Here is a 516-nt window from a genome sequence, read left to right on the forward strand (position 1 = left end):
TGATCGTGGTGCGCGCCGCCACCTCGCGGGGTTCGAACATGGCGGCGCGGATCGCCTGTTCCTCTTCAGCGCTGACGTCGTCGCGGGCGCGCAGGCGCATCAGATGCTTTTCGATCATCCGCTCTTTTTCCCGGGCTGGCGCACCTCGACGGCTTCGCCGAACGGCACGGTCCGCTCGGCGGCGCCGTCGCCGTTGGTGATCTCGATGCGACCGTCGAGGTCGATCTCGCCGCCTTCGAGCTCGTCCGCGAGGATGGACCGGATACCGGCCAGCGCCGCGTCATGCGCTTCGTCCGGGCCGGACAGTTCCTGCCCTTCCTCGTCGGGGGTGAGGCCGGTGCCGTTATGGATGTGGAAATAATATCTGGGCATCAGGCCCGAACGCCGCACCACCGCTTTCGCTCCGGGGGATGTGACGGGGCCATGCCATCAGGGGTCACCCGGTGCCGACATGACCGGAGAATGGTCAGCCGGACGGGCTGATCTCCACCGCGTCAGCGCGCAGGCAGTGAGCAC

The 516-nt window shown here is 67.6% G+C and carries 1 protein-coding gene; it reads right to left on the bottom strand.

The genetic code is table 11. From position 1 onward, the window contains the following. Positions 1–114: 114 nt before the first annotated feature. A complete protein-coding gene (locus AC1DZC_RS20430; RefSeq protein WP_465170397.1) occupies positions 115–393 on the bottom strand; it encodes a DUF6894 family protein in 279 nt (92 codons plus the stop codon). Positions 394–516 lie beyond the last annotated feature (123 nt).

The organism is Cellulomonas sp. P2_B4, from assembly GCF_056404795.1.